Genomic DNA, 25516 nt, shown 5'->3' with positions numbered 1-25516 from the left:
GAGAGGGTCTTGTTAATTCGGGTTGTTACTCTCCGCGTGGAAAGCGTTGGCTTTCCTCGACGATATTCAGATCCATGTGGTTACGCATGTACCGCTCAGATGCTTTCTGCAGGGGCTGGTAGTCCCAAGGATAATACCCGCCCTGGCGCAACGCCTCGTACACGACCCAGCGACGCGCCTGGCTGGCGCGAACTTCGGCGTCGAACCGATCCAGATCCCAACGGGCATCGGACTTGGCACGCAAGGTCTGCAACGTTCCTGCATGCTCTGGCCTGTCTGCGAGGTTCTCCAACTCGGAAGGGTCCGTCTCGAGGTCGAACAGTTGATCAGGGTCCAGCGCGCATCGGTTGTATTTCCATTTGCCATAGCGCAAGGACACCAGTGGCGCATAAGAGGCCTCGGCTGCATATTCCATCGCGACCGGCGCACTGCGCTCGTGACCCATGGCCAGCGGCACTAGGTTTTCGCCATCTGTCCACGGCGCGATCTCTGCCATATCGACACCGGCAAGAGCACCCAAGGTCGGCGTCACATCTATGGTCGAAACCGGAGCGTCGATCCGGCCCGCTGGCAGATCGGGCGCACAGATCATCAGCGGGACGCGGGATGACCCTTCATAGAAGGTCATCTTGAACCACAATCCGCGTTCACCAAGCATATCGCCATGATCCGAAACGAACAGGATGATCGCCTCTTGCCGCGTGGTCTCTAACACCTCGAGGATTTCTCCGACCTTGTCGTCCAGATAAGAGATATTGGCGAAATAGGCGCGGCGTGATTTGCGGGTATCTTCTTGAGTGATGTCAAAGCTGCGCCAGTCATTGGCGTCAAAAATCCGTTTCGAATGCGGGTCCTGATTATCATAACCAAGGTCGGCAATCTCGGGCAGAAGGTGCTCGCAATCTTCGTACAGGTCCCAGTATTTGCGACGTGCAACATAGGGATCATGCGGGTGGGTAAAGCTTACAGTCAGGCACCATGGACGGTCGTCCTTGCCACGGGCCAGATCGTATAGCTTGGACTTGGCGTTATAGGCCACCTCGTCATCATATTCCATTTGGTTGGAAATCTCGGCTACACCTGCGCCCGTGACCGAACCCATATTGTGATACCACCAGTCAATCCGCTCTCCTGGTTTACGGTAGTCCGGGGTCCAGCCGAAATCGGCGGGGTAGATGTCGGTGGTTAGGCGATCTTCAAACCCGTGCAACTGATCAGGCCCGACGAAATGCATCTTGCCCGACAGACAGGTATAGTACCCTGCACGGCGCAGATGGTGGGCATATGTCGGAATATCACTGCCAAACTCGGCGGCATTGTCATAGACACCAGTGCGCGACGGCAACTGACCGGACATAAAACTGGCCCGACCCGGCGCACACAGGGGCGACGCCGTATAGGCATTCGCAAATCGCGTGGATCGTTCGGCCAGCTTTTTCAGGTTTGGCGCATGCAGCCAGTCGACAGGACCGTCAGGAAAAAGGGTCCCGTTCAACTGATCCACCATCAGGATCAGAATATTAGGTTTTGTCATTTCTCGGCCTCGAGCAAGGTGCTGAGCACGCGCATCGCGTGGTTTACAGCCAGTTGCGGTTCTTCCGGGGCGCTCAGCGCGGCGTGGATATAAAGTCCGTCGATCAAGGCGATCATGTTCCCGGCCGCCTCAACCGGATCGGCCAAATGCGGGCGCAGCGCATAAACTAGGTTCGACCGGATACGGGCCTGATAAATCTGCCACAATCGCAGGGCGTCGTCATTGGTCTGCGCAAGAACGTAGAATGTCATCCACGCTGCCGTCACATCCGGCGTGAAACAGGATGGGGCAAAGCATGCCCGGATGATCGCTTGCGCGCGTCCACTTGGCGTGGCTGCTTTCAGTTCTGACCGGACCTCTGCCCCGAAATCCGACAGGATGCGGCGCATCGCTGCCAGAAAAATCTGATCTTTACCGCCGAAATAGTGATGTGCCAGCGCGCTGGACATGCCAGCCCGCTTAGCGATCTGGCTGACGGTTACATCGAGGGATTTTTTCGACCCGAGCTCAGCAATCGTTGCCTTAACGATCGCATCACGGCGGATTGGCTCCATTCCGAGTTTCGGCATCCGTACCCCTCAACTGCTTTTGATAGAAAAACGCTAGGAGATTTTTATTGACTCGTCAATTAATAACGTTTTTTCGGCAGAAACCGGCTAAAGTTTAGGTGCAATACTGGGGGTCGTCAGGCTGCTGCGGTTCAACACGGCCTCGCGCCAGGCAATAAAACTGACTGCCAACAGAATCAGCGTGCCCCCCGCGACCACCCACAAATCTACGCTTTCGTGGAAAACCAACGCCCCAACCAGCGTGGCCCAGATCAGCTGTAAGAATGTGACGGGCTGCGTCACTGCAACGGGGGCAGCCTGCAGGGCCAAGGTCATCAGATAGTGTCCAAGTGTGGCAAAACAGGCAACCAGAAACAGCACACCCAAATCATGGAGACTTGGAGGGGACCACACGGCAATGGCGAAAGGTATCAGCGCCATCGTCACCCATATGGACATATGTGCAACCACGACCGAGGGCGGCAGATCTCGCACCAGCATCTTGGCCAGCAGGTAGGATGCACCAAGCGTCAACGAAGTGCCCAACATGGTCACGTGACCAACCGAGATATCCCGAAACCCAGGTCGGAGAATAATTGCTACACCGATCAATGCGACACCAATGGCGGCAATCCGGCGGAAGGCTAGCTTCTCGCCTAGAAACAGCACAGCACCCAATGTGACATAGACCGGCGTCATGTAGTTCATGGCCGTGACTTCGGCCAACGGAATTCGGGTCATGGAAAAGAACCACAGCATCACGGCAATGGCGTGAACCACCCCGCGGATGCCGAACAGTGTCAGATGCCTACGTGTCAGAGGTGTCGTAACGATCAGCCGTAACGCTGGCAGTAGGAACACCAACCCAAAGACAAAGCGCAGAAATGCGGCCTGTATCGGGTCCATGGAGGTGCCCAGAGATTTGACGAGCGCAGTCATGACAACAAAGGACAGACCGGCGGAAAACATCCAGAACATTCCCGCCAATGGCCGATAGGTGTTAGGTTGAGTTGTCATGTTAACGGTTCAACACCGAAACACAGGTGGGAACAAGACCTCAGATCGCCACCAGCTTGGCCGCAATCGCCAGCATGACAAAACCGATAACAACATCCAGCACCTGCCATGCCCTTGGGCGGGCAAAGACCGGCGACAGAATCCTTGCCCCGTAGCCCAACGAGAAGAAGAAGACAAAGCTGGACAGCATCGCTCCAATAGCAAAGGCCAACCGGTCATCATATTGTGCAGATATCGACCCGATCAGAACCACCGTGTCCAGATAGACATGCGGATTCAACCAGGTGAATGCCAGCACGGTCAGCAGGACAGACCTCAGACTTGAACGTGTCCCTTCACTGACATCCATGGAAGACCCGCCGTGCCAGGCCGATAGCAGGCTGCGCAACCCGTACCAGGTCAGAAACACAGCCCCGCCATAGCGCATGACCGGCTCGAACCAAGGAGCAGTCTGAGCAAGCGTTCCGAACCCGGCAACCCCTGCCGCAATCAGAATGGCATCCGATACGGCGCAGGTCAGGCATAGGGCAAAAACATGTTCGCGGCGCAGCCCTTGACGCAGGACAAAGGCGTTCTGCGCACCAATGGCCAAAATCAGACTAAAGCCTAGAGCGAATCCGGAAATCAGAGATGCGGACATGAAACCTCCTGTGTTCGCTTTGATTGACTAGAGCCAGTCAGTCGATTTATCAAATTAAAGAAGTTACACCTGGTTAAGCTCTGCTAATGTTGCTGGATCCCAATCACCTTGCCGCACTTTCGGCCATTCTACGCCACGGAAGCTTTGACGCCGCCGCCACAGAGCTGTCGGTGACGCCTTCGGCGATATCGCAGCGGATCAAGTCATTAGAGGATCGGATAGGCGCCGCTCTGATCACTCGTGGTGCGCCCTGCACAGCGACACCCGCCGGCCTGCGCATTGCCAGATACGCCGAGGATATCGGGCTGCTTGAGGCACAGCTGGCCCGTGAACTTGCGTTGGAGGGAACCTCTGGCCCCACCCAGGTGCGCATTGCAATTCCTGCAGACAGTTTGGCCACATGGTTCATCGCTGCGATGGCCCAAACAGATGAGTTGCTGTTCGATCTGGTAATTGATGACCAGGACCATTCGGCCGATTGGCTGCGCCGCGGTGAGGTCAGCGCGGCTGTTACCACCGGAGGGCAACCGGTCTCTGGCTGCGATGCCCATCCACTTGGGGATTTCAGGTATATTCCAACGGCCAGCCCAGGTTTTATGCAAAAATGGTTCCGGGACGGTGTAACCAAAAGCAGCCTTGCCATAGCACCGTGCCTGACCTTCAATCAAAAGGACGGTCTTCAGAAAGCCTGGTTTGCGAGAGAGTTTGGGCACCACATTTCCCCGCCATCGCATTTTCTGCCATCCTCACACGGGTTTGTGGATGCAGCGATCGCCGGCATCGGGTGGGGAATGAACCCGATTGAGCTGGTACAAAAGCCTTTGGCAGATGGCCTGTTGTGCCCCTTGATACCAGACACGCCCCTTGATGTTCCGCTGACCTGGCAGGTCGGGCGTGTCTTATCCTCGGCCCTTTCGCCGCTGACCGCCGCTGTAAAGCGCGCGGCTGTCGACGCGCTTATTCAACGATAGACAGGATTGGCCGATCAGGATGGCTCGGGCGCTTTAGGAATTGGCGTGACCACCCGGTAACAGGCAAAAGCTGCGATCAGGCTCACCAAGACAACGATCAAAACCGCCGCCGAGACCTCGTGCATATGTGCCAGACCAGCCAGCGCCGCCGACACGATGACCGCAACAATCCGCGAGATGCTTTTCACCGCAGCCGCGCCTTTGACCCGCTGATCAAACGGGGCGACATCCAGAAAGTACAGCTTTCGAGCACTGCTGATACCCGTGACCGCCACGGTCACCACAAACAGGGCAATCGCATGGGTGTGCACCTCATGATCGATATGGAGGTAATGGACCGCCAGCAGCCCTGCTCCGGTCAGGGCCACCATCAGAGTGCCTGAGACCATGACCGCCCGGTGGGATTTCAGGTTAACGAACTGCCACAGGGGTGCCGCAACCAGATATCCAGAGGCCGAGGAAATGATCATGGCGGTCAGACCCCTGGCTGAACTGTGATGCGCCTCGGCCGCTATCAGGGCAAAGAACGGAACCGACAGGCCAACAACCACAATCGGCAGGCGCATCACCATATAGCGCCGGAACCAGGCGTGGTTGAACATCGACAAAATGTCAGTGAGATATTCGGACCAATGCCTTTTGCTTTCGCCCTCATGTGCGTCGGAAGTTCTGTGATGCGGGACCTCGGACATCGCGAGGATGGATAGGCCCGACAGCAGGAAGAACACAACTGACACCCCAATCACAACCGAATGCCGCGCAAACGGAGGGTTGCCCAGCGTGATCTGGTGGACCAACAGCACAAGACCAATGGCCGCCAGCCCTCCGGCCCCTAACTGCAGGTATCGCATGATCATCCGTGATCTGGACTGAACGTGGTCGCCCAGCAGGTCTGTGAACAGCAATGTCTGGATCTCATCCACCAGACCGATCACAAAAAATGCGGCAACAAAGGATATTGCCGTCAACGTGACGCTGCCCGTCGCCGCCGCTGCCAGAGCCATGACAAGGCACGCCCCGATCACAACCTCGGTCATCGCGATGCTGCGTTTCTTCCGTTCGCGCAGCGCAATCACCTGGGCCAGAAACACATCGGCGATCATGCTGCCGACCATACGGATCGAAACCAGCGCACCGGCGATGAACATCGGAAGTTCCAGCGAAACCGCAAGAAACGGCAAGACAATGGACGGGCTGCCAAGGGTCCAAGCGACCTGGGACAGAATGCTCTGCCCGGTCAGGACGGGCACATTACGTTTGGCCAATTCAGATTGGGGTTCGGTCATCTGCACTTTGACTCGCTGCTCCAGCTATTCGACCCAGCCTATGAGTTCGAACCTGATCGGCCAATAGCCCTATCCTCCAACCAACAAAAAAACCCGGCCTGAGGGCCGGGTTTCCAAATCTCAGGATGCGGGGCAGATCAAAGCTGCGCCATCACCTCATCCGATGCTTCGAAATTGGTTGTGACGCGCTGAACGTCATCATCATCTTCCAGCGCATCGACCAGCTTCATCAGCTTTTGCATATCCTCAAGCCCCAGCTCGGTCGTGGTGCTTGGCTTCCAAACCAGTTTGGTGGATTCCGTTTCACCCAGCGCGGCCTCGAGCGCGTTCGAGACGTCGTTCAGATCGGTGTCGGCGCACCAGATGATATGACCTTCGTCCGAGCTTTCAACATCTTCCGCGCCTGCCTCAATGGCCGCTTCGAACACGGTGTCGGCATCACCAACCGTATCTGGATAGACCACTTCACCCTTGCGTTCGAACATAAAGCCGACGGAACCTGTCTCGCCAAGATTGCCGCCATTCTTGGAAAAGGTCGAGCGCACAGTCGATGCGGTCCGGTTCCGGTTGTCGGTCATCGTCTCGACGATGACGGCCACGCCGTTGGGGCCATAGCCTTCATACCGGATTTCTTCATAGTCATCGCCGTCGCCTGCTTGCGATTTCTTGATCGCCCGGTCGATCACGTCTTTGGGGACCGAGTTCGACTTGGCCTCTTTCACCGCAAGACGCAGACGCGGGTTCTTGTCGGGATCGGGGTCGCCCATCTTAGCGGCAACGGTGATCTCTTTTGACAGCTTGGAAAACAGTTTGGACCGCGCGGCGTCCTGACGTCCCTTGCGGTGCTGGATATTGGCCCATTTGGAGTGGCCTGCCATGGTGCGTCCTCGTGATAGTGATTGCGTATTTGGCGCCCATATAGACGTTTGCGGGCCATGGGATCAAGAGACCGGCTTGCGACGGCTTCTTCTGCGAGTATGTTGGCGGTATGACGACAGATCAGATCATACTTTTCGCTCTCTTTGCCGCCGTATTCGGAATGCTGCTTTGGGGGCGGTTTCGCTATGATCTTGTTGCGTTTTCCGCGCTTCTGATCGGAGTGGTGTTGGGTGTCGTACCCGTCGATGACGCTTTTGCCGGTTTTGGTCACTCGGCAACCATCATCGTCGCGCTGGTTCTGGTCGTTTCGGCCGGGCTGGTCCGGTCCGGTGCGGTATTCTTGATCACGCGATCCCTGGTTGACGCGTCACGCGGCCTTGGGGCCCATATCGCCTTGATGGGCGGTATCGGGGCTGTTCTGTCCGCCTTCATGAATAACGTCGCTGCCTTGGCCCTATTGATGCCGGTCGACATTCAGACCGCACGAAAAGCCGGACGAGCCGTCGGCCTGACCCTAATGCCGCTCAGCTTTGCAACAATTCTGGGTGGGATGGCGACCCTGATTGGCACGCCACCGAACATCATCATCGCCTCAATCCGCGCAGAAACTCTGGGCGAGCCCTTTCGTATGTTCGATTTCGCCCCTGTGGGTGGCATTGCTGCGATTGCCGGGCTTGCTTTTGTCTCACTGGTGGGCTGGCGATTGATCCCGAACCGGGGACCGCAAACCGAAACCTCTGAGGCGCTGGCCGAATATATCGCAGAACTAACCGTCCCACCGGAATCGCCGTTGATCGGCAAACGGGTCAGCGAGCTTTATGAAGATGCCGAGAAATCTGACGTCGCCATCATCGGCCTGATCCGCGACGGCAAGCGCCGCTATGGCCGGTCGGCCCATGCAACACTGAATCAGGGTGACGCGCTGGTGCTTGAGGCCCGCCCCGAGGCGCTGGATGAATTCCGCGCGGCGCTGAAGCTGGATTTTTCGGACACACGTCGACAGGAGCTTCTGACCGCTGAAGGCGACGGGCTGGAAGTCGTCGAGGTTGTCGTGACCGAAAACGCCCGCATCACCGGGCGTACGGCTCAGGGGTTGGGGTTGGCATGGCGGCAGAGCACCGTTTTGATGGGCATTTCGCGCCAGGGCCGCAGCATCACCGAACAGGTCCGCAAAACCGAGGTTGAGGCTGGCGACATCCTGTTGTTGCTGTGCCCGCGTGATCGCAGCGCCGATCTGACCGAATGGCTGGGATGCCTACCGCTGGCCCAACGCGGTCTGAACGTCACCGCCAATGAAAAGGCCTGGCTTGCGATTGGCCTGTTTGCCACCGCGGTACTGGCAGCCAGTGTTGGGCTGATCTACCTGCCGGTCGCATTGGGGCTGGTTGTGGTTGCCTATGTGCTGACCAAGATCATGCCAATCGCAGATCTCTATACTCACATCGAATGGCCGGTGGTCGTTTTGCTGGGCTCGATGATCCCCCTGGGCAGCGCACTGGAAACCTCGGGCGGCACCGAACTGATCGCCAATGCGCTGATCCAGTTAACTGACGGCCTGCCTGCATGGGCTATTCTGACCGTTCTGATGGTGGTCACCATGACCCTGTCGGACGTGTTGAACAACACCGCCACGGCGATTGTGGCGGCCCCGGTCGGCATTCAGATGGCCCGCACGCTTGAGGTTTCCCCCGACCCGTTTCTGATGACGGTCGCCGTTGCAGCCTCGGCTGCGTTCCTGACGCCTATCGGGCATAAGAACAACACGCTGGTTCTGGGTCCGGGTGGCTATCGGTTCGGAGACTACTGGCGCATGGGCCTGCCGCTGGAAATCCTGATCATTGCGGTTTCGATACCCGCCATCCTTGTGTTCTGGCCGCTGTGACGGGTAAGAGCCGTTCCATGAAACAATTTCTGATCCTGCAGTTACGCCCGGAAACCGATGCGTCCGATGCCGAATATGCCTCGATTTTGGACAAGACCGGCCTGAGTTCTGAACAGACCCATCGCATCCGGTTGGATTGTGAAGACCTGCCCGACGGCTTGGACGTGACCGACTATGCCGGAGTGATCGTCGGCGGCGGCCCCGGCTGTGTCAGCGACGATCCGGCGACAAAATCGCCGACGGATGCCCGCACCGAAGCCGCCATCATGGGTCTGATGCCGCAGATCACCGCGCGCGATCATCCGTTCATGGGGTGCTGCTATGGGCTGGGTATTCTTACCGCGCATCTGGGTGGCGATGTCAGCAAGGACCAGTTCGGAGAGCCCGTCGGCCCCTCAACCTGCCACGTGACAGAGGACGGTGCGACCGATCCACTGATCTCGGGGCTGGGTCAGAGTTTTGATGCTTTTGTGGGCCATAAAGAGGCTGTGCAATCCCTGCCAGATGGGTGCGTGCATCTGCTTGCCTCGGGCCCTTGCCCGTTCCAGATGATCCGCTGGGGCCAGAATGTCTATGCCACACAGTTCCACCCCGAGGCTGATGCCCGCGACTTTGAAGAACGTATCACCATCTACAAACACCACGGCTATTTCCCGCCCGAAGATGCTCAGCGTCTGATCGACATTTGCCACGCCGCCAATGTCACTCTGCCCGGTGAAATCCTGCGCAGGTTCGCCCAACGCTACGGCTGACCCTACGGCGCGGTTGCCTGCGGCTTTGACCCTCGCTTACGCTGGTCCGAACGGCTTTGGGAGGAGTTGTAGTTGGATCTGCTTATTAATGTCGGCCTGCCACTATCGTTGGCCATAATCATGCTGTCCTTGGGTGTCGGGCTTGAGATCGCCGATTTCCGCCGGGTTGTCAGCAGACGATACCCTTTTGCGATAGGGGCGTTCTGCCAGGTGATCTTGCTTCCCATTGCGGCATTTACAACAGTCAAACTCTTTGCACTGCCACCGGAAATTGCAGTCGGTGTTATGCTCCTCAGCTTTTGCCCCGGCGGTGTTACCAGCAATATCCTGACTAAACTGGCCAAGGGTGATGTCGCTCTTTCTGTCAGCCTGACAGCCATCATCAGCTTGCTGTCGATGGTGACGGTACCCGTATTGGCCGCCTGGTCGATCAATCACTTCATGGGCGAGGACGCACCCGAGGTTTCGATCACCGGCCTCGCCATAGCGATGTTCCTGATAACCACCCTGCCCGTCGCTATCGGCGTCAGTATACGGCATTTCGCAAAAGGATTCGCAGAACGGGTCGATGCCCCTCTGTCCAAACTGGCTTCGATTCTTTTCGTCCTGATCGTTCTCGCCGCGCTGGCCGGGAACTGGGAAATGTTCGTCGAAAATTTGGGGCTGATGGGGTCGGCGTTGATCACCCTGAACATTGCGCTGCTGCTGATCGGGCTGGGACTGGCCCGCGCCGTGAACCTGTCATGGAACGAGAGCAAGACGATCTCGATCGAAACTGGCATCCAAAACTCGACTCTTGGCATCACATTGGCAGCGCTGATTACCAGCACGGAAAACGGGCTAAGCCCTCTTGCTCTGCCATCGGCCGTCTATGGTATCTTGATGTATGTCGTCGCCCTGCCATTTATCGCCTGGCTGCGCCGCAGCTGAGAGGAAAAAACATGTCCAATAACACCGCAGATGCCATTGTCGTTGGGGCTGGGCTGGCTGGGCTTGCGGCCGCGGCCGAGCTAGGCGACCGCGGAAAAAAGGTGATCATACTGGATCAGGAACCCGGTCATTTCCTCGGCGGTCAGGCGTGCTGGAGCCTCGGTGGATTGTTCATGGTCGACACGCCGGAACAGCGCCGGATGGGCATCAGGGACAGCCACGAACTGGCCTTGCGTGACTGGCAGGGCAGCGCGCAGTTTGACCGCGAAGAAGACGCTTGGCCCCGCAAATGGGCCGAGGCTTATGTCGAATTCGCCGCCGGTGAAATGCGGCCCTGGCTGCACGATATGGGGCTGCGATGGTTTCCTGTGGTTGGATGGGCCGAACGTGGCGGTTCTTATGCCGATGGACATGGCAATTCGGTACCTCGGTTCCACATCACATGGGGCACCGGCCCTGGTATTCTGGAACATTTCATCCGTCGCGTGCGCGAACATGTCAGCACAGGCCTGATCCAGCTGAAGTTCCGCCACCAAGTCAGCCATATCATTATGCAAAACGGCTGCGCCAAAGGCGTCTCGGGAGAGGTCTTGGCTGAGGACGCAGCCGCGCATGGCGCCAAGACCAACCGGGAAGAGGTCGGGGAATTCGAGGTCTATGCTCCTTCGGTCATCGTCAGTTCGGGCGGTATTGGTGGCAATTTCGAAATGGTGCGCAAGAACTGGCCGCGCGACCGCCTGGGCGAACCACCCAAAGACATGATCGCGGGCGTGCCGTTCCACGTTGACGGTCGGATGATCCCTATCAGCGAAAAGGCCGGTGGGCATGTGATCAACGGCGACCGGATGTGGCATTACACCGAGGGCGTCAAAAACTGGAACCCGATCTGGCCATCGCACGGAATTCGTATCCTGCCCGGCCCAAGCTCTATGTGGTTTGACGCGCGCGGCAATCGTCTGTTGCCCCCTTGTTTGCCGGGGTTCGACACGTTGGGCACGTTGAAAGAGATCCTGAAAACCGGTTATGAATACAGCTGGTTTGTGCTGACCCAAAAGGTGATCAAAAAGGAATTTGCGCTCTCCGGGTCGGAACAGAACCCGGATTTCACCTCGGGCAGCTGGAAAGAGGTTATCCGTCAGCGCATTTTGTCAGGATCGCAAGCCACCGCGCCGGTCGAGGCCTTCAAACAACACGGGGAAGATTTCATCGTTGCCAACACTCTGACCGAACTGGTCAGCGGCATGAACCAACTGGGTGGCGATCTGATCAAAGAGGCGCATTTGCGCGCCCAGATCGAAGCGCGGGACTCACAGGTCGACAACCCTTTTACCAAGGACGCGCAGATGGCGGCGATTCTGGCGGCCCGCAACTATCGGGGTGACAGGTTGATCCGCACCGCCAAACCACACAAGTTCCTTGATCCTGCGAATGGGCCGCTAATCGCGGTCAAACTTCACATGCTGACGCGCAAAACGCTGGGCGGTTTGCAGACCAACCTCGACAGTCAGATGATCGGTGCAAACGGTCAGGTCGTTCCCGGGTTGTTCGCCGCAGGAGAGGTCGCCGGTTTCGGCGGCGGCGGCTATCACGGATACAACGCACTGGAAGGCACATTTCTGGGCGGCTGCATCTTTTCCGGGCGCAACGCAGGACGGTCGCGCGCTGTGGCCTGATTAATGCGTGCGTATGAATTTCAGAACCGGGTCGCCTGCGCTGTCCAGCAGCGCAAGGCTATCGCCCGCCACCGCATAGGACACCACGTTTTGCAGCGCGGCAAAGAACTGATCCTCGACCTGCTCCATCTCGGGTGGGCAGGCCATCAAAGTGGCCGCAATATTGTCTGGAAACGTCAGCGAAGTGCCCGAAATCTCGGCCTGCCCGGTGAACCGGTTGCAACCGCCTGAGCCGCTAAAGGCACCGCCTTGCGCAAACTCAAGCTGCGGGGCGCGTTCGCTGTTCAGCACGGCCCCCTCCACACCAATCGCCGTCCAGCTTGTGTTTTCCAGCCCCGCCGACGTGGGGCCGTCCGTCTTGACCAACAAAATGTCGGCCGTATCCGGCGCACCATTGGTCAGGACCGGATACACCGTGTCGGTCGTAAACAGCAGTTGTGACCCACGATATATTGCCCCCCGCACCGCATAGGTCATCCCGTCACGGATCAGAGCATCATCATAGGTCAGTTCAAACTCGGCAGGCACCCCGCTCAGCACGTAGCGCTGCGCAGCCAGCGTTACCGCTGGCGCATCCGCAAGCGATATATCCTGCAGCTCGATATAAAGCGTCGCGTCTTCAGGTACGGCAATCCGTTCGCGATAGGAGGCGGTACCGGTCACCGAACCAGCCGATACATCGCTGCCAATCAGCGCCACCATAATCGCACCCATTACGATCAACTGACCAAATTTTGGAAAAGGCATAATCCCGTCCTTTCGTCCAAGTTCTAGAGGAAAAGATTGTGTCTGGATCGGCCTTTACAAGACCGTCAGCGCAAAACCGGCGGGTTCGCGCCGGTGTCACAACGGCCAGATGATCGGAATAAGCAACGAAGCAAGCAGCCCTACCGTCAGGTTCAAGGGGATGCCAACCTTCATGAAATCGACAAACCGATATCCCCCCGGACCATAGACCATCATGTTGGTCTGATATCCGATTGGTGTCGCAAAGGATGCAGATGCCGCCAACATCACCGCAACTACCAGCGGCCTTGGGTCTAAGCCGACGGCCTGTGCCAACCCGATTGCGATCGGCGTGACCACTACCGCAACGGCGTTGTTGGAGACGAGTTCGGTAAGCACCGAGGTCAAAACATAGATGGCCCAAACGATCAGGAACGGTGGCAGCGCACTTAGCCCAGGTGCGATTGCATCGACGATCAGGGAAACCGCCCCAGACTTATCAAGCGCGGCCCCGATGGCCAGCATCGAGAATATCAGCGCCAGAAGCCGCCCCTCGATAAAGGAAAACGCCTCATCCGCGTCTATGCAGCGGGTGACCAGAACCAGAGCGACCGCAAGAATGGAGAGCAACAGAATTGGCGCCACACCCAATGCAGCCAATACGACGATCCCGATAAGTGCGCCAATCGCCACCGGAGCGTGATTGCGGCGGAACGCACGCGCCGAGGGCTGTGTCACGTCGACCATATCCATATCAGCGGCAAGCTTCTGGATATCGGCAGGCGATCCCTCCAACAGCAGAGTATCCCCGACCCGCACCACGAGGTCGTCTAGTTGACGACCGATATTCTGGTTCCGCCGATGTACCGCCAGAACGTAGACACCATAGCGGCGGCGCAGGCGCATCACGCCCAGCGTTCGCCCAACCATACGGCACCCCGGTGTGATCAGCACTTCGACCGTTTTGGTCTCGACCGCAGAAACCTGATCAACACGCTTTAACTCTTTGTTGCTTTGCAGGCTCAGCAACTCGGTCATCTCGGTCCGCAGGACCACGCGATCCCCAACCTCAAGCGTCACCCCTTTGAGGTTGCGCCGCAAAGACTCGTCCCCGCGGACCACGTCAATCAGGCGTACGCCAGGGCGTTTGAACAGTTGCACCCCTGTCACCTCGCGCCCGATCAGGTTGCTGTCGGGCGGAATGACGGCCTCGGTGAAGAACTTCATCTTAGAGCGATCACTGAGAAGCGAGGCCATGCTGTCGCGTTCCGGCAGCAGGCGCGGCGCAACAAAGCGCAGATAGATCATGCCGTAGATCACTACTGCGATGCCCAAGGGCGTGACTTCGAAAATCGTGAATGCAGCCAGACCCTGAGATCGCGCGACACCATCCACAAGCAGGTTGGTCGAGGTGCCGATCAGTGTCAGCGTCCCCCCCATGATGGCAGCATAGCTGAGCGGGATCAGCAATTTCGAGGCCGGCACGTTCAACGTGCGGGCAATCTGTACAAAAACCGGGATCATCACGACGACCACGGGTGTGTTTGACACCACCGCCGAGGCCAGAACCACAAACCCCATGAGCATGGCAATCGCGATACGCGGGTTAACCTGTGCCTGTTTCTGCGCAGTTGCGGTAAAGGAATCCAATGCCCCGGTTCTGACCAGAGCCCCCATGACGATGAACATCGCCGCAATCGTCCATGGCGCAGGATTGGACAGAACTGCCAACGCGCTTTGATAGGGCAGGATACCGGTCACCAGCATCAGGGCAACGCCCGCGATGGCGACAACCTCGGTCGGGTAAGCCTCGCGCAGGAACATGACAAACATGCCTGCGACAACCAATAGCGCCACGATCGCGCTGCCCGTTTCTGTCAGTTGAAGAAATTGCATTCGTGGTATTCAGTCCGAACCCTGGCCCAGCTTGCGCGCCCGTCGGGCAGTTTCCCGTATTGCGGGCAGCAGGGCAAGCCCAACGTCGCGCTATTGCGGCCCGGCTTGTTGCAAGCGACCCCCAACGCGCACCATTTGCACGGATTTTGCCTGACCATTGCGATCATCGGTTTCCACGAACACACCGCTTAGCGTTGCTTCGCCATTTGCAGGCGTAAACCGCGCCTTGGGCATGCCGGTGATGAACCGGCGCATCGGTTCCAGCTTTTCCATACCAATGACAGAATCGTAATCCCCGCACATCCCGGCATCGGTCAGATAGGCTGTTCCCCCCGGAAGGATCTGAGCATCTGCGGTCGGCACATGCGTATGCGTTCCAACCACGAGGCTGGCGCGCTTGTCACAGTAATGCCCCATCGCCATCTTCTCGGATGTGGCTTCGCAATGCATGTCAACGATGATCGCCTGGGCCTGACCGCCGCGCGGGTGCGACTTCAGAATTGGCTCGATCGCCGAGAACGGATCATCGAAGGGCCGCTTCATAAAGACCTGCCCCAGCACCTGTACAACCAGAACCTTGCGCCCGCCAGGGGCGGTATAGAGACGATGCCCGCGTCCCGGAGCACCCTTAGCAAAGTTAACGGGGCGCACAATGCGCGGTTCGCTCTCAATGAATTGCAACATGTCCTTCTGGTCGAAAGCGTGGTCGCCCAGCGTCAGACAATCCGCCCCTGCATCTAACAGCAGCTTGGCATGATCCCCGGTCAAACCCATTCCGTTCGAGGCATTCTCACCATTGATCACCACGAAATCCAGCCGCCATTCGTCGCGCAGACGTGGCAGATGTTGCTGAACAGCCGCGCGTCCAGCGCGGCCCATAACGTCACCCAGAAAAAGTATCCTCATAGAAACCGTCTAAGTGTGGCAATTCGCAAGTACAAGCCGTTAAGCTGACCCAATGAACGGCAAAACTCTTTATTTAGGAGATTCTTTATGTTTCGGATCGGTCTGACCTTTGGTGTCTGTGCCACCCTTGCTGCCTGCTCGGAAGAGCAAGCGGTCAACTCAAACCCACAGCTGCCAAACCCCTCGGCCATCTATTGCATCGACAGCGGTGGGAGGTATGAAATTCGGGACGGAGAGAATGGCCAGACCGGCGTGTGCATATTGCCTGATGGGACCGAGAAAAACGCCTGGGAATATTTCCGCGCCAAAAACCAGGGCTGATAGGCTGGTTAAAAGGTCAACACGCGGCTTTCGGTGATAACCATATCAAGCGGTTGATCCGTCGGTTCCAGCGGCAACCCGTCTGCTTCTTGCGCATCGAAGGCAAAACCGATGGCCAGAGTCGGGCGTTTCGCGCGCAGCCCTTCCAATGTCCGGTCATAGAACCCACCCCCATAACCCAGACGCCCTCCATTTGCATCGAATGCCACCAGCGGAACGATCAGAATTTCGGGATCGAAATAGTCATCGACCTCAGGCACCTTGGCGCCAAACGGGCCATCCTTCAGCCTGCCTTCGGGCGTCCAGCGAGAGAATTTCAGCGGCTGCCCGGCCGCCTGAATAACCGGTACGCCAACCGGGCCATAAGCGGACGCCTCGGCCATGGCGGGCAGCGGGTCACTCTCGGTCCGGATGGGCATATAACCCGACAGGGGTACTCCGCGGTGCCCGGCCAGAATTTCAGATAGTCGCCCGGCGGCACCGGGCGGATTTGCATCAAACGCAGATTTGCGCCGGGCAAAGGCCGCCTTGCGCGCGGCAGCTTTGATTTCGGTCAGATCGGTCACAATAGCACCACGCTGGCAAGCCCAAGAAAGATAAAGAATCCCATGACATCCGTCGTTGTCGTCACAAAGGTCCCTGAAGCCAGCGCCGGGTCAACACCCATCCGGTCCAGCACGACCGGTACTACCGTACCTGCAAAGCCTGCGATCACCATGTTCACGACCAGAGCGGAGCCAATCACGACACCCAGCAACGGCGAGCCGAACCAATACATTCCCACCACGCCCAGAACGGTGGCAAAACACAGCCCGTTCAACATGCCCACCAGCAGTTCCCGTCGGATCACCCGCATCACGTTCGCACCTGTCAGGTCGCGCGTTGCCAGGGCTCGCACTGCGACGGTCAGCGATTGTGTCCCCGCATTGCCCCCCATCGAGGCCACAATCGGCATCAGAATGGCCAATGCCACCAACTGATCAATCGCCGCCTCGAATTGGGAAATCACCAGCGAGGCGCAGATCGAAGTACACAGGTTTACCGCCAACCACGGCAGGCGGCGCCTGCTGGTCGCGGCCACACTGTCGGACAGCGAGCTTTCGTTGCTGACGCCGGCAAGACGCAACATGTCCTCTTCGTATTCCTCATCCAGAACCACCATCGCGTCATCAATGGTGATCACCCCGACCAGCCGTCCGTCACCATCCACCACCGGGGCCGAGATCAGGTGATACTGATTGAACGCATAAGCCACATCTTCTTCGTCCTGATCGACCGGGATGGTGTAGAATTCTTCTTCGGCAATCTCATGCAGAGCCACCTCGCGCCGAGTGGCCATCAGCTTGCCCAGCGTGACCTGCGCGGTTGGCTTCAGACGCGGGTCAACCAGGACCACATGGTAGAATTGGTCCGGCAGCCCGTCATTGGCACGCATAAAATCAATCGCCTGCCCGACAGTCCAATGCTCGGGCGCCATGACGACCTCGCGCTGCATAAGACGACCGGCCGAGTTTTCGGGATAGGACAGCGCCTGTTCGGCCGCGATCCGTTCGGAATCCTCCAGCGCACCCAGGATGGCTTCTTGCTGGGGCTCTTCAAGGTCTTCCAGCAGATCGACGACATCGTCGCTTTCCATGTCGCGTACCGCATCCGCCAGAACATCGGGACGCAGGACTTCAATAACTTCTTCCCTGACACCTTCGTCCAGTTCAGACAGAATATCGCCGTCGAACTCTTTGTCATACAGACGGATCAACCGGGCGCGGTCATAGGGGTTGATCTGTTCCAGAAGGTCGGCGATGTCGGCAGCGTGCAGCGGGTCCATCAATTCGACCAGCTTGTCGCGGTCATCAACATCAACTGCATACAGAATGGATGCTACCGTTCGACGATCCAGCGCATAGGCGTCATCATCAGAAGTCGGTTCAGTTACGGGTTCGTTAATACCTGTTGTCATATCTGCCCCCGCTCTGTTCGCCCATTGGCCCCTAAATAGAAGAAGCAGCTACCGGAAAACAATGACAATGCGCCGATTTACCGACAACTTTCCTGCCCCTATGCTGTTTCGCAGTCCCAGACAGGCGGAGATGAATGAGTATGGCGCAAAAAACGCTGCTGAAAGGGCGTGTCCTGAGTTTCACTGGCACCCCGTTCGAGGGCGAACCGACCGAGGCTGTCAAAATCAGCGAAGCGGTTCTGATCGAAAACGGTCGGATTTCCAGCGTATCGGATGCCGACAGTCTGAACAATGCCCACCCCGAGGCAAAAGTCGTGGATCATGGTCAGCACGTGATCCTTGCAGGATTTGTTGATGCGCATGTGCATTATCCGCAGACCGCCATGATCGCCAGTTGGGGCAAACGCCTGATCGACTGGCTGAACACCTATACCTTCCCCGAAGAGATGAAATTCGGGGATGCAGCCTATGCCTCTGAGATTGCCAACCGGTATCTGGACCTGACAGCGGCACACGGCACCACCACGATGTGCAGCTATTGCACCATCCATCCCGAGAGTGTTGATGCCTTTTTCCTTGCGGCCAAACAACGCGGTCAACGTGTGGTTGCGGGCAAAACCTGCATGGATCGCAACGCACCCGATGGCCTGAGAGATACCGTGCAAACTGCCTATGACCAATCCCAGACTTTGCTTGAGAAATGGCACGGGATCGACCGCCTGTCCTATGCGATTACGCCGCGTTTCTCACCCACCTCCACACCCGAACAGCTAGAGGCCATGGGCGCATTATGGGCAGAGCATCCCCATTGCCTGATGCAAACCCATCTCAGCGAACAGACTGATGAAATTGCCTGGGTACGCGAGCTGTTTCCCGACGCCCGCGATTATCTGGACACCTATGAAAAGTTCGGCCTGCTGGGCCCCAACGGCCTGTATGGCCACGTCATCCACCTTGAGGCACGTGAACGCGACCGACTGCGTGAGGTCGACGCTGCGTTGATCCATTGTCCGACCTCAAACACCTTTATCGGGTCAGGCCTGTTCGACATGGCAGGGTTGATGCGCGACGGACACCGGGTTGGTCTGGCAACGGATACTGGTGGCGGTTCAAGTTTCTCGATGCTGCGCACGATGGCATCGGCCTATGAGATCGGACAACTGCGCGGAACGCCGCTGCACGCCGCGCAACTGCTGTGGCTGGGCACCGTAGGGTCGGCCCGAACGCTGAGGCTGGATGACAGCATCGGCAATATCGCCCCGGGAATGGAGGCCGACCTGATCGTGCTCGATCTCGCCTCAACCCCGGCCATCGCGCAACGCGAGGCCTGCGCCGATGATTTGTGGGAGGCCATCTTTCCCACCATCATGATGGGCGATGACAGGGCGGTTGCCGAGGTTTGGATCGCAGGTCAACCTGTCAGGACCTAGGATTGCAAGGCAAGGGCCAATCGGTTCTGCCGTTCAATCACCCGGGGCAGATCCAGCGTTGCGATCTGCCCGTCCCGCACGATCTGACGGCCTTCGACAAACAGGTGCTTTACCCTCGTCGGACCGGCAAGCAACAGGGCTGCCGGATCCCAACTGCCCGCGCTTTCGATGCCGCGCGTATCCCAAATGGCTATATCGGCACGCTTACCGATAGCCAGACGGCCGCAATCAGGTCGGTTCAAGACATCCGCCCCACCCCGCGTGGCAATTTCAAGCGCCTCGCGAGAGGACATGGCATCGGCACCGCTTGCGACTCGCTGCAACAACATAGCCTGCCGCGCCTCGAGGATCAGATTGCCGCTGTCATTGCTGGCCGACCCATCGACGCCAAGACCCACAGGCACGCCACTATCTCGCATCGACCTTACCGGTGCTATCCCCGAGCCCAACCGGCAGTTCGAACAGGGACAGTGGGCCACGCCAGTCCGGGACCGGGCAAACAGATCAATCTCTGCCCCGTCCAGTTTCACGCAATGGGCGTGCCAAACATCTGATCCGGTCCATCCCAAATCCTCGGCATATTGACCAGGACGGCACCCGAATTGTTCCTGAGAATAGGCGATATCCTCGTCATTTTCGGCCAGATGGGTGTGGAGCATTACGCCTTTGTCACGGGCCAGATTGGCCGTGTCTCGCATCAAGTCGCGACTGACAGAGAACGGCGAGCAAGGTGCCAGCCCGACCCGACACATTGCACCCTCTGACGGGTCATGAAAGGCGTCGACCACACGCATCATGTCTTCGAGAATAGCTGCTTCGGCTTCGACCAGAGCATCCGGTGGCAGGCCGCCATCGCTTTCGCCAATACTCATCGCGCCGCGCGTTGGGTGGAACCGCAGGCCGACCTCAGCCGCCGCAGCAATGGTGTCATCCAGACGCGCGCCGTTGGGGTATAGATACAGGTGATCAGAACTGAGCGTACATCCCGACAGAGCCAGCTCGGCTAAACCGATCTGGGCGGATACGAACATCTCTTCGGGGCCAAATCGCGACCAGATCGGATAGAGCGTTTTCAGCCATCCGAACAAAAGCGCATCCTGCCCGCCAGGCACGGCGCGGGTCAGGGTCTGGTACAGATGGTGGTGCGTGTTCACGAGGCCGGGCGTAACCACACATCCGCTTGCATTATGGATCTCTGCGGTTGCCTGCAACCCGTGGCCGATCTGTTCGATCTGTCCATCTCGGATCAGAATATCCGCGCCCGAAAGCTCTCGGCGCTGGTCATCCATGGTCAGGATCGTGTCTGCATTTTTGATGAGGATACCAGTCATCTTGCTCTCCTTGCATCGCCCGTTTCATGCATGGAGTGCAAAAGCTGGCGGAAAACGGGCACAAGAACCAGCCGGCTCAAGGTTAATCCGCTCGCCGGGTCGCCGCAACAATTTTCAGAAGTTGCGCAGAATTTCCAGCGCAGCTGCGTGAATATCCGGGTTTGCCGCCGCCAGAGCCCGACCGCCATTATGGGCGGGGCCGCCTTGCCAGTCTGTGACGATACCGCCAGCCGCATGAATCACGGCGATTGGCGCCTGAATGTCATAGGCGTTCAGACCTGCTTCGATCACCAAATCCACCTGACCCGCTGCAAGCAGAGCATAAGCATAGCAATCCATTCCATAGCGGGTCAGGCGTACGTGCTGTGACACAGCCTCAAACCCGGCACGATCTTCCGACGCGCCGACCTCGGGGAAGGTCGTGAACAGAATCGCCTGGTCCAGAGAAGGTGTTGAACGGGTCTTCAGGGACATATCGCCCGTAGGACCATGGCTTCGCGCGATATCCGCCGAGCCGATGAAGCGTTCCCCGATATACGGCTGGTCGATGATCCCCATGGTTGGCCCGTCCTGCGTGCTAAGCGCAATCAGAACCCCCCATGTCGGTGTCCCGCTGATAAACCCTCGGGTGCCGTCGATCGGATCCAGAACCCAGGTGCGGCCACTTTGCCCCTCGTGCTGCCCATATTCCTCGCCAAATATTCCATCTTGGGGCCGATGTCGGGCTAAAACCGCGCGCATGGCTTTTTCGGCTGCGCGGTCGGCGACAGTGACCGGATCAAATCCCTGATCCAGCTTATTTGAAGTCTCAAGATTAGACTGCCTGAAAAAAGGAAGAATGGCCGAACGCGCTGCGTCGGCCATTTCTTCAGCTACTTCAAGATCACTCAGCGACACCTTATCCATACGCTACCCGTGCGTTCCGTCAGGATCAGAGTCAACCCGCGAAATCAGGCAACATCACTCAGAACGCGCGCAAGCTCGAACAAGCGGCGACGCTGGTTTTCCGGTATGGCATAGTAAGAGCGGACGAGATCCAGGGCTTCTTTGTCGCCCATAAGGTCTGCAGGAACCGATTTCTTATCCGAGCTTCCTTTCTCGACCTCTTCCAGGCCTTCAAAGAAGAAACTGACCGGAACATCCAATGCCTCGGCAATGTCCCAAAGACGAGACGCGCTGATTCGATTGGCACCGGTTTCATATTTCTGGATTTGCTGAAACTTGATACCAACTTGCTGTGCCAACTGCTGTTGGGTCATGCCAATCAGCCAGCGGCGATGCCTGACGCGTTTGCCCACATGGACATCGACGTGATGGGTCATTGGTACTATCCTCCCTTACACACACAACTGAGACGGGTGCGCAACATGCTTTGTTACCGCAACATTAGCGAGCCCGACTTAACCACTCCCTAATTTGGAACATGCCCCCCAAATCAGCACCATAGCGCACTATTACGTTTTTTGGCGCTTTTTTCAAGAAGGTTGAATCTGATTCCACAAACAATGGTTTATAGTTGTGTTGTGAATACCGCGCACACGTTGATTCCGATCTGGAAACAACCACCTGATCAACACCGGATTAACGGGGTCTTCAGCAGGGTAACAGATTGACAAGACCACGACAGCACTGACCTATGCCCGAAAAGACGGAGCCAAATCATGCTGGCGTTTCATATCCAGACCAACGGGGCCAAGGCCCAGCTTTGCAATATTGACCTGCCAGAACCCGGCGACAGCCAGGTCTGCATTCAAATCAAAGCCTGCGGTTTGAATTTTGCGGATCTCCTTATGCAGAAGGGGACGTATCAGGACACCCCGGTGGCGCCCTTTTCCTTGGGCATGGAAGTCGCAGGGATTGTTCGCGAAATTGGAAACAATGTACGCCACCTGAACCCGGGTGACCGTGTCGCTGTCTATTCCGGCCAGGGTGGCCTCGCTGAATTCGGAGTGTTCGACGCCGATCGTGCAATCGCAATCCCTGACTCTATGAGCTTTGAAGACGCCGCCGCAATTCAGATCACATATGGCACCAGTCATATTGCCTTGGATCATCGTGCGCGGCTCAGGCCCGGCGAAACCCTTTTGGTGACCGGTGCGGCAGGTGGCGTCGGCCTGACGGCGGTAGAGATCGGCAAGCTTATGGGCGCCACGGTTATTGCGCAGGCGCGCGGCAGTGAGAAACTCAAGGTGGCACAGAGGGCCGGGGCCGATCATCTGATCGACGCATCCGAAGATCTGCGCGCCCGTGTCCAGGCATTGGGAGGCGCGGATGTCGTATATGACGCGATCGGCGGCGATGTGTTTAAAGCCGCCTTTCGCGCAACCAACCCCGAAGGTCGCATCTTGCCCATTGGCTTTGCGGGCGGTGAGGTGCCGCAAATTCCGGCCAACCACCTACTGGTCAAGAACCTGACAGTCATCGGGCTCTACATCGGCGGCTACTTGAAGTTTCGACCTCAGATTGTGACGGACAGCTTTGAAACGCTGTTTCGCTGGCATAGCGAGGGTCGCATCAAACCGCATATCAGCCATGTCCTGCCCCTGTCCGAAGCCGAACGCGGACTGGCCATGCTGCGCGACAGGACGGCCACCGGGAAAGTTGTCATAACCCCTTAAGGGATGATCAACCGACAACGGCTTTGAGCGGCACCCCCCCAAGCAAACGAAAGTTCTGGCGCACCAGCGTCGCCAACGCCTCAACCACGGCGCCGCGGCCAGTTTCGCCGCCATACAGATTTATCATATGCGCAGGAAGCTCGGGCAGGACGCCACCCGAATCGATCTGGGCAAGATGTGCGGCCTCTGTCCCTTCGAGCATGGCATGAACCGCCAAATCGGCGCTGACCGTTGCCTCGATAGTACGGTCGTTTTCGGTTTCCACCGAAAGCTCCCAGGGAATTCCAGCCGAATCCAGCGCAGCAATGACCTGCGGCCTGAACAGACACCGACGCCCAAGCGCTAGCGGAATGGGGCGTTTTCGCCAGGCAGACCCGCCCGGCGCACCAATCCAGCGCAAAGGAAGCTCGGCAATCGTCTCGGCCCCCTGCCCCACTGTCGCCTCGGTCGTTAGGATCAAATCGCAGTCTCCGCGCTTAAACATATCCTTCAGTTGCAGCGAATAGGAGGAGATAAGCTGCACACGGACGCGTGGGAAATCCGCGTTGAATCGCTGCAGCACCCGGGGAATCGCCGGATAGACGATATCATGCGGCACACCAAGAACGACCTCGCCCTCATAGGCCTGATCCGTCAGCTTGGACATCACCTCGTCATTCAACGAGATCATGCGTCTGGCATAGGCCAAAAGCTGTTCTCCCGACGCTGTCAGCGCGATGGTTCTGCCACTTCGGTCCAGCAGCTCCAGACCTAAAAGCTCCTCCAACCGCTTTAGCTGCATCGATACGGCAGATTGTGTCAGGTGCAGGAAACCGGCTGCCCGCGTCACGCCACCCTGATCGGCAACTGCCACAAAGGAGCGGAGAGTGGTGATGTCCAGATTTCGCATCTTCACGATTCCTTATGGATGTGTTCAATAATATTCATTTTCAAAATGTGTCACAGCCCTCCATATAAATCAAGGAAGTTGATGCAATAGGCACAACACATCAGCAAAACCGAAAGGACAAGGCTATGACGCAAATCACAGCTTCAACATATTGCAAGCCACGGCAGCGCTTTAAGCTCACTTCTGTTCTGGATGCGCTATCGCTACGGCGCCAACGCTGTCAGCTCGCCAGATTGGACGACCGCGCCCTTCTCGATATCGGCATTACCCGTGAAGAAGCCGAAGCCGAAGCAAAACGCCGCATATGGGATGCTCCGGAATTCTGGCAAAAATGAACCTAATCCACTACTTTTACCACTGAATGGCGGCTGACACCTCGAAGCCGCCATTTTTGTTGCGTGTTTTAGCCTGTTTCCCACGTTAAACCCTTGAAACACAGCCCGCACTTGACGATATTTGCGAGGAGCGCGGCCTGACATCGGGACGCAAAAAGAATATGTGGAGGGAGACCTTTTAATGGCACAATTTGACACGATCCGGACGGCGACCGGTACGCGCGCTGCCCAGATTGACGAGGGCCTGCGCGCCCATATGAACAAAGTCTACGGCACAATGTCCGTGGGCATGCTGATTACGGCACTCGCGGCCTGGGCTATTGCTGGTCTTGCCGTGACCTCAGATCCAAGCAACGCAGTTGCTCAGATCGGCGCTGATCGTTATCTGACCAGCCTGGGCGGCACCCTGTTCCTGTCGCCGCTGAAATGGATAGTGATGTTCTCACCGCTGGCATTCCTGATCTTTGGCTGGGGCGCGCTGATGCGGCGCGGGTCGGCTGCGGCGGTGCAACTGGGTTTCTTCGTATTCGCGGCCGTTATGGGCGTTTCGATGAGCTCGGTGTTCATGATCTACACTCCTTACTCGATCGCGCAGACGTTCATTGTGACCTCGATTGCCTTTGCTGGTCTGAGCCTGTTTGGCTACACCACCAAGCGCAATCTAAGCGGCATGGGCACATTCCTGATTATGGGTGTGATCGGCCTGCTGGTGGCGATGGTCATAAATATGTTCCTGCAATCGCCTGCGATGATGTTCGCGATCTCGGCAATCGGAGTGATTATCTTTGCTGGCCTGACGGCGTTCTACACACAGGACATCAAAAACACCTACGTTGCGCATGCAACACATGGTGACCAGGAATGGCTGAACAAAGCGGCTATAGACGGCGCGCTGAGCCTCTATATCTCGTTCCTGAACATGTTCCAGTTCTTGCTGATGTTCATGGGGCAACAAGAGTAGCACACCGCATTACAGCAGCAAATAAACAGGGCGG

General features: G+C 57.6%; 25 protein-coding genes. 10 read left to right on the top strand and 15 right to left on the bottom strand.

What is annotated here, in order from left to right; translation table 11 throughout:
• Positions 1-25 precede the first annotated feature (25 nt).
• The 4 genes from betC to AC2FGB_RS09450 all read right to left on the bottom strand — a co-directional run bounded on the left by betC (position 26) and on the right by AC2FGB_RS09450 (position 3739).
• Positions 26-1534 (bottom strand): choline-sulfatase, encoded by a 1509-nt coding sequence (gene betC, locus AC2FGB_RS09465; protein ID WP_281994927.1) that lies wholly within the window; start codon positions 1532-1534, stop codon positions 26-28.
• Positions 1531-2103 (bottom strand): choline-binding transcriptional repressor BetI, encoded by a 573-nt coding sequence (gene betI, locus AC2FGB_RS09460; RefSeq protein WP_271949443.1) that lies wholly within the window; start codon positions 2101-2103, stop codon positions 1531-1533. The genes betC and betI overlap by 4 nt, the downstream gene beginning before the upstream one ends.
• Positions 2104-2190: 87 nt before the next feature.
• The gene (locus AC2FGB_RS09455; RefSeq protein WP_496689676.1) at positions 2191-3099 is read right to left on the bottom strand and encodes a DMT family transporter; all 909 of its coding nucleotides are present in this window, start codon (positions 3097-3099) and stop codon (positions 2191-2193) included.
• A 40-nt stretch (positions 3100-3139) separates the two neighbouring features.
• Complete coding sequence (locus AC2FGB_RS09450) at positions 3140-3739, bottom strand: LysE/ArgO family amino acid transporter (protein ID WP_271949439.1); 600 nt, start codon at positions 3737-3739, stop codon at positions 3140-3142.
• 86 nt (positions 3740-3825) lie between these two features.
• Between AC2FGB_RS09450 and AC2FGB_RS09445 the strand changes: the two genes are divergently transcribed.
• Positions 3826-4710, top strand: coding sequence for a LysR family transcriptional regulator ArgP (locus AC2FGB_RS09445; RefSeq protein WP_496693833.1), 885 nt, complete (start codon positions 3826-3828; stop codon positions 4708-4710).
• A 14-nt stretch (positions 4711-4724) separates the two neighbouring features.
• Here the strand turns inward: AC2FGB_RS09445 and AC2FGB_RS09440 are convergent, their stop codons facing one another.
• Both AC2FGB_RS09440 and AC2FGB_RS09435 read right to left on the bottom strand, forming a co-directional pair.
• A complete protein-coding gene (locus tag AC2FGB_RS09440; RefSeq protein ID WP_496693834.1) occupies positions 4725-5996 on the bottom strand; it encodes an MFS transporter in 1272 nt (423 codons plus the stop codon).
• Between the two features lie 137 nt (positions 5997-6133).
• Complete coding sequence (locus AC2FGB_RS09435; protein WP_496693835.1) at positions 6134-6874, bottom strand: YebC/PmpR family DNA-binding transcriptional regulator; 741 nt, start codon at positions 6872-6874, stop codon at positions 6134-6136.
• 110 nt (positions 6875-6984) lie between these two features.
• Between AC2FGB_RS09435 and AC2FGB_RS09430 the strand changes: the two genes are divergently transcribed.
• The 4 genes from AC2FGB_RS09430 (at position 6985) to AC2FGB_RS09415 (ending at position 12112) form a co-directional block, all read left to right on the top strand.
• A complete protein-coding gene (locus tag AC2FGB_RS09430) occupies positions 6985-8757 on the top strand; it encodes an SLC13 family permease (protein WP_496693836.1) in 1773 nt (590 codons plus the stop codon).
• A gap of 17 nt (positions 8758-8774) precedes the next feature.
• Positions 8775-9509: a glutamine amidotransferase gene (locus tag AC2FGB_RS09425; RefSeq protein WP_496693837.1), complete on the top strand. Its 735-nt coding sequence runs from the start codon at positions 8775-8777 to the stop codon at positions 9507-9509.
• A 72-nt stretch (positions 9510-9581) separates the two neighbouring features.
• Complete coding sequence (locus tag AC2FGB_RS09420; RefSeq protein WP_496690945.1) at positions 9582-10439, top strand: bile acid:sodium symporter family protein; 858 nt, start codon at positions 9582-9584, stop codon at positions 10437-10439.
• Positions 10440-10450: 11 nt separating this feature from the next.
• On the top strand, positions 10451-12112 hold the full coding sequence (locus AC2FGB_RS09415; RefSeq protein ID WP_496693838.1) for an FAD-binding dehydrogenase: 1662 nt from the start codon (positions 10451-10453) through the stop codon (positions 12110-12112).
• On the opposite strand, the gene AC2FGB_RS09410 is transcribed toward AC2FGB_RS09415, so the two are convergent.
• From AC2FGB_RS09410 to AC2FGB_RS09400, 3 genes are all read right to left on the bottom strand, one after another.
• Positions 12113-12859, bottom strand: coding sequence for a YbaY family lipoprotein (locus tag AC2FGB_RS09410; RefSeq protein ID WP_496677719.1), 747 nt, complete (start codon positions 12857-12859; stop codon positions 12113-12115).
• A 96-nt stretch (positions 12860-12955) separates the two neighbouring features.
• Positions 12956-14734, bottom strand: a complete 1779-nt coding sequence (locus AC2FGB_RS09405; RefSeq protein WP_496693839.1) for an SLC13 family permease — start codon at positions 14732-14734, stop codon at positions 12956-12958.
• 90 nt (positions 14735-14824) lie between these two features.
• Positions 14825-15640 carry a TIGR00282 family metallophosphoesterase gene (locus AC2FGB_RS09400; RefSeq protein ID WP_142636761.1) on the bottom strand — a complete coding sequence of 272 codons (816 nt, stop codon included), beginning with the start codon at positions 15638-15640 and terminating at the stop codon, positions 14825-14827.
• Positions 15641-15727: 87 nt separating this feature from the next.
• Here AC2FGB_RS09400 and AC2FGB_RS09395 point away from each other — a divergent pair, with 87 nt between their 5' ends.
• A complete protein-coding gene (locus AC2FGB_RS09395; RefSeq protein ID WP_142636759.1) occupies positions 15728-15961 on the top strand; it encodes a putative hemolysin in 234 nt (77 codons plus the stop codon).
• An 8-nt stretch (positions 15962-15969) separates the two neighbouring features.
• Here the strand turns inward: AC2FGB_RS09395 and AC2FGB_RS09390 are convergent, their stop codons facing one another.
• Together AC2FGB_RS09390 and mgtE are read right to left on the bottom strand one after the other, a co-directional pair.
• Positions 15970-16527, bottom strand: coding sequence for a 5-formyltetrahydrofolate cyclo-ligase (locus AC2FGB_RS09390; protein ID WP_496693840.1), 558 nt, complete (start codon positions 16525-16527; stop codon positions 15970-15972).
• Positions 16524-17918: a magnesium transporter gene (gene mgtE / locus AC2FGB_RS09385; protein WP_496693841.1), complete on the bottom strand. Its 1395-nt coding sequence runs from the start codon at positions 17916-17918 to the stop codon at positions 16524-16526. Before mgtE ends, AC2FGB_RS09390 begins: the two co-directional genes overlap by 4 nt.
• Before the next feature lie 140 nt (positions 17919-18058).
• On the opposite strand from mgtE, the gene guaD reads away from it, so the two are divergent.
• Positions 18059-19348, top strand: a complete 1290-nt coding sequence (gene guaD, locus AC2FGB_RS09380) for a guanine deaminase (protein ID WP_496693895.1) — start codon at positions 18059-18061, stop codon at positions 19346-19348.
• Here guaD and AC2FGB_RS09375 read toward each other — a convergent pair.
• The 3 genes from AC2FGB_RS09375 to AC2FGB_RS09365 form a co-directional block, all read right to left on the bottom strand.
• Positions 19345-20679, bottom strand: a complete 1335-nt coding sequence (locus AC2FGB_RS09375; RefSeq protein ID WP_281994936.1) for an 8-oxoguanine deaminase — start codon at positions 20677-20679, stop codon at positions 19345-19347. The two genes, guaD and AC2FGB_RS09375, sit on opposite strands and share 4 nt — an antisense overlap.
• Before the next feature lie 114 nt (positions 20680-20793).
• Positions 20794-21585, bottom strand: a complete 792-nt coding sequence (gene hisN, locus AC2FGB_RS09370) for a histidinol-phosphatase (protein WP_281994937.1) — start codon at positions 21583-21585, stop codon at positions 20794-20796.
• A gap of 44 nt (positions 21586-21629) precedes the next feature.
• Positions 21630-22001 (bottom strand): helix-turn-helix domain-containing protein, encoded by a 372-nt coding sequence (locus AC2FGB_RS09365; RefSeq protein WP_142636749.1) that lies wholly within the window; start codon positions 21999-22001, stop codon positions 21630-21632.
• 339 nt (positions 22002-22340) lie between these two features.
• On the opposite strand from AC2FGB_RS09365, the gene AC2FGB_RS09360 reads away from it, so the two are divergent.
• Entirely contained in the window at positions 22341-23297 is a 957-nt protein-coding gene (locus AC2FGB_RS09360) for an NADPH:quinone oxidoreductase family protein (RefSeq protein WP_496693843.1), read from the top strand.
• A gap of 7 nt (positions 23298-23304) precedes the next feature.
• Here AC2FGB_RS09360 and AC2FGB_RS09355 read toward each other — a convergent pair whose 3' ends face one another.
• A complete protein-coding gene (locus AC2FGB_RS09355) occupies positions 23305-24186 on the bottom strand; it encodes a LysR family transcriptional regulator (protein WP_496693844.1) in 882 nt (293 codons plus the stop codon).
• A gap of 125 nt (positions 24187-24311) precedes the next feature.
• Here AC2FGB_RS09355 and AC2FGB_RS09350 point away from each other — a divergent pair, with 125 nt between their 5' ends.
• Both AC2FGB_RS09350 and AC2FGB_RS09345 read left to right on the top strand, forming a co-directional pair.
• Positions 24312-24521, top strand: a complete 210-nt coding sequence (locus AC2FGB_RS09350) for a DUF1127 domain-containing protein (RefSeq protein WP_142636743.1) — start codon at positions 24312-24314, stop codon at positions 24519-24521.
• A gap of 181 nt (positions 24522-24702) precedes the next feature.
• A complete protein-coding gene (locus AC2FGB_RS09345) occupies positions 24703-25482 on the top strand; it encodes a Bax inhibitor-1/YccA family protein (RefSeq protein WP_142636741.1) in 780 nt (259 codons plus the stop codon).
• Positions 25483-25516: the final 34 nt, after the last annotated feature.

The organism is Ruegeria sp. CDSC021 (genome assembly GCF_059610845.1).
The sequence above is the reverse complement of the archived record's forward strand: the minus strand, read 5'-3'. Positions and strand labels throughout refer to the sequence as shown.